This window comes from Flavobacterium sp. (genome assembly GCF_036405015.1).
In the GTDB taxonomy this organism is placed as follows: Bacteria; Bacteroidota; Bacteroidia; order Flavobacteriales; family Flavobacteriaceae; genus Flavobacterium.
Genome location: NZ_DASWYK010000186.1, coordinates 1 through 3590, shown reverse-complemented (window position 1 = coordinate 3590; position 3590 = coordinate 1). Strand labels below are relative to the sequence as shown.

Here is a 3590-nt window from a genome sequence, read left to right as displayed (position 1 = left end):
ACTTTGCAGGAATTAACTGAAACAAACTTAATGGCCGAAACATTAGAAAAGGAAAAACTCTTCAGATCGCTTTTGGTACATCCTTTGATAACAGAAGTTAGAGGAAAAGGACTTATGCTGGCCGCCATGACAGAATCGGCTGAAATTACTAACGAAGTCATTTTAAATTGTCAAGACAAAGGTCTTATTTTATTCTGGCTTTTATTTGAAGGATGTGCCATAAGAATTACACCTCCTTTAACTATTTCAGAAGACGAAATCAGAGAAGGCTGTTCGATTATTTTGGAGGTTATGGATGAAATAATGAAAAAGAATAACCAATAGAATTCTAAAGCGAAACTGTTTGTCGATAATTAAAAAAACAACAAACAAGAAGCTAACTCCTTAATAACAAGAGAGTTTTCTTCCCAAAAGAGAATAAAAAACGCTATATATTGTTAATTAAATTGTTCAAAACAAATAATTTCCTATCCTTACAACAATTATATGGTTGCCTAAATTTATAATAGGCTAATTTCAAAATTACGAAGTATGCAATTAAGCAACGAAGAAGAAGATTATAACCTATCCCTATCTAAATTTGAGTCGATGTTAAAAACTAACAAAGTACTCTTTTTTGATTCTGAAGAATTCGAAGAAATCATTCTTCATTATTTAGACATAGGTAAGGCTAATTTAGCAAAAAAGGCCTTAAAACTTGCATTAGACCAACATCCAAAATCTACAGGCTTAAAATTAGTACAAGTAGAAATGCTGGTTTATGATGACAAACTCGATCTTGCTGAAAAACTCTTGAATGAGTTATATGCAATCGAACCTAACAACGAGGAAATCTACATTCAGAAAGCCAATATCTGTTCTAAAAGAGATCAACACGAAAAAGCAGTTGAACTCTTAAAAATCGCGTTGCAATACACCGACGATTATGCCGATGTATACAACTTGATTGGAATGGAATATCTTTTTATGGATAATCTCGAGATGGCAAAAGAGAGCTTTATCAAATGTCTTGAAGAAGACTTAGAAGATCAATCTGCTCTTTATAACGTGGTGTACTGTTTTGAGTTTTTAGATCAAAACCAAGAAGCTATTGTGTATCTTAACGATTATATCAACAGAAATCCGTATAGTGAAATCGCGTGGCATCAGCTTGGACGTCTTCATTATGGCGTAAAAGAATATGAAAATGCTATTCGCGCATTTGATTACGCAACTCTGATTGATGATGAATTTTTAGGCGCTTTTATGGAAAAAGCAAAAGCTTATGAGCGTCTGAAAAAATACAATGAAGCAATTGAAAGTTATAACAGAACCATCGAATTAGACGATGCAACGTCGTATGCACTTCTTCGAATTGGAAAATGTTATGAAAAACTTGGAAATTTAGCGAAAGCAATCCAATACTATAACCAAACTGTACATGAAGATCCGCTTTTAGACAAAGGATGGATTGCGATTACAGATTTTCATCTTCGCCAGAAAAACTATCAAAAAGCATTGTTTTTTGTGAATAAAGCTTTGGCAATCGACAATCAAAATCGTTTGTATTGGAAAAGATATGCTACAATCAACAAACACATGAACTTTTTTGAAGAAGCTGAATTTGGTTTCAGAAAAGCAGTTGAATTTGGTGATTACGCATTAGATACTTGGTTGTATTGGGTTGATATTCTTCAGTTTTTAGGAGAATTTGAAACTGCTATCCAGACTTTATTGCAAGCTTCTGAATATTTTCCAGAAGAAAATGAAATCGAATACCGCTTAGCCGGATTGTATTTTATGATTCAGGACAATACAAAAGCTAAATTTCACTTAAGCAATGGTTTACGTCTTAATTTTGATAATTATATCTTAATCGAAGATTTGTTTCCTGTTGTTTGGGCAAAAAAAATGGTAAAAAATTATATAGAAAAACATCGTAAATAAGAATGGTTGATATTTTATTAAGAAGACGTTTTGGATTATTAGGACGCAACATTAGTTACTCATTTTCAAAAGGTTATTTTACAGAAAAATTTAATAATGAAGTCTTTGCTGGAAACAGCTATGAGAATTTTGACATTTCTGAAATTAATTATTTCACTGAATTGATTAAAAACAATCCTGATTTAAAAGGTTTAAATGTTACTATTCCGTACAAAGAACAAGTTATTCCATTCTTAGATAAATTATCACGTAAAGCAACTTTAATTGGCGCTGTAAATACCATTAAATTTACCAAAAACGGAAAACTAAAAGGCTACAATACGGATTATTATGGTTTTAAAAAATCATTAGAACCTTTATTGGAACCACATCATAAAAAAGCACTTATTTTAGGAACAGGAGGTGCTTCTAAAGGTGTTGCTTTTGCTTTGGATGAATTAAATATTCCGTATACTTTTGTTTCGAGAGAAGCGAAAGAAAACATTATCGATTACGATTTGATCAACGCTACCACGTTTGACAATTTTCAAATCATAATTAATTGTACACCAGTAGGAACAAGTCCAAATATCGAAGCTTGCCCGAACTTGCCTTATGAGTTTTTTACAGAAAAACATATCGCTTACGATTTGATTTACAATCCAGCGGAAACTACCTTTCTTAGAAAAGCAAAAGAAAAAGGTGCTGTAATCAAAAATGGTCACGACATGCTGATTTTTCAGGCAGAAAAAGCTTGGAAAATCTGGAACAAATAAACAAGAATCAAAAAATAAAATGTTAATGTATTTTTTGTATTTTTAAATCACTTATAAGCAAGTGGTTATGAATAAAATACAATTACTTAGCATTTTATTTTTTTTATTTCACAATCTACTTTCTGCTCAAGAAAATGACACCTTACAAAGTCCTTTTTCTGAGCCACGTTATCATTATTTCCTCAAAACAATTCTTCTCTTTGACGAATATCTAGATACTGACAACGGATCTATTAATACTACACAAGTACGAGTTTTACTTCCTATTGGCAATAAAGCCTGGAATTTAAGATTTGATCTTCCGTTAGTTTCTGCAAATACCAATTCTATCAACAAAACAGCTATTGGAGATGTTGGTATGGGAATAAGTTATATCCCGTACATGAAAAACAGTAACGGTATTGCTTTACGAACAAGAGTTTATGCCAATACAGCTGCTGATCCGAATTTTGGAACTGGAAAATGGGTTATTATGCCTGCTGTTATTTATGGAAAATACCTTTATAATAAAAAGTTTCTTTGGCTTTCTACCTTAGAATATCAAACGAGTTTTGCAGGCGAAGATGATCGCAATGATATAAGTACAACTCTTTTTGAAAATGTATTTTTTCATTTTTTAGGAAAAAATTGGGTCGCTGGCGATGTCGCATTTCGATACAATAGTATTATAAATGGCTTTCAAAACAATGCTTTTGTAGAATTTGGGAGAAAAATTACACCAACAAACTTGGTATATATACACCCAAGTGCTGGATTTGGAACAAACAGGACTTATAATTTCGGAATCGAAATGGGTGTTTTGATTCTTTTCTGAACTAAATAAAAAAAAATAAATACAACCTTACTAAATTGTATTTATATAGAAATAATACGTAAAACAATGCATATTTTAAATTTACATATCCTTCA

The 3590-nt window shown here is 31.5% G+C and carries 4 protein-coding genes; all 4 read left to right on the top strand.

Translation table 11 applies throughout. The features are described 5' to 3' along the window. Positions 1–324: aminotransferase class III-fold pyridoxal phosphate-dependent enzyme (locus tag VGE71_RS15700; RefSeq protein WP_331139193.1), on the top strand; the 324-nt coding region annotated here is incomplete at its 5' end. A 207-nt stretch (positions 325–531) separates the two neighbouring features. Beyond that, the gene (locus VGE71_RS15695; protein WP_331139192.1) at positions 532–1926 is read left to right on the top strand and encodes a tetratricopeptide repeat protein; all 1395 of its coding nucleotides are present in this window, start codon (positions 532–534) and stop codon (positions 1924–1926) included. Positions 1927–1928: 2 nt separating this feature from the next. Further along, positions 1929–2681, top strand: a complete 753-nt coding sequence (aroE, locus tag VGE71_RS15690; RefSeq protein ID WP_331139191.1) for a shikimate dehydrogenase — start codon at positions 1929–1931, stop codon at positions 2679–2681. 67 nt (positions 2682–2748) lie between these two features. Further along, the gene (locus VGE71_RS15685) at positions 2749–3495 is read left to right on the top strand and encodes a lipid A phosphoethanolamine transferase (protein ID WP_331139190.1); all 747 of its coding nucleotides are present in this window, start codon (positions 2749–2751) and stop codon (positions 3493–3495) included. The last annotated feature ends 95 nt before the right edge of the window (positions 3496–3590 follow it).

What these genes read in the sequence shown, in the direction of transcription:
- aroE (WP_331139191.1), top strand. Translation starts at nt 1,929, where the DNA reads ATGGTTGATATTTTATTAAGAAGACGTTTTGGATTATTAGGACGCAAC.
- VGE71_RS15695 (WP_331139192.1), top strand. Translation starts at nt 532, where the DNA reads ATGCAATTAAGCAACGAAGAAGAAGATTATAACCTATCCCTATCTAAA.
- VGE71_RS15685 (WP_331139190.1), top strand. Translation starts at nt 2,749, where the DNA reads ATGAATAAAATACAATTACTTAGCATTTTATTTTTTTTATTTCACAAT.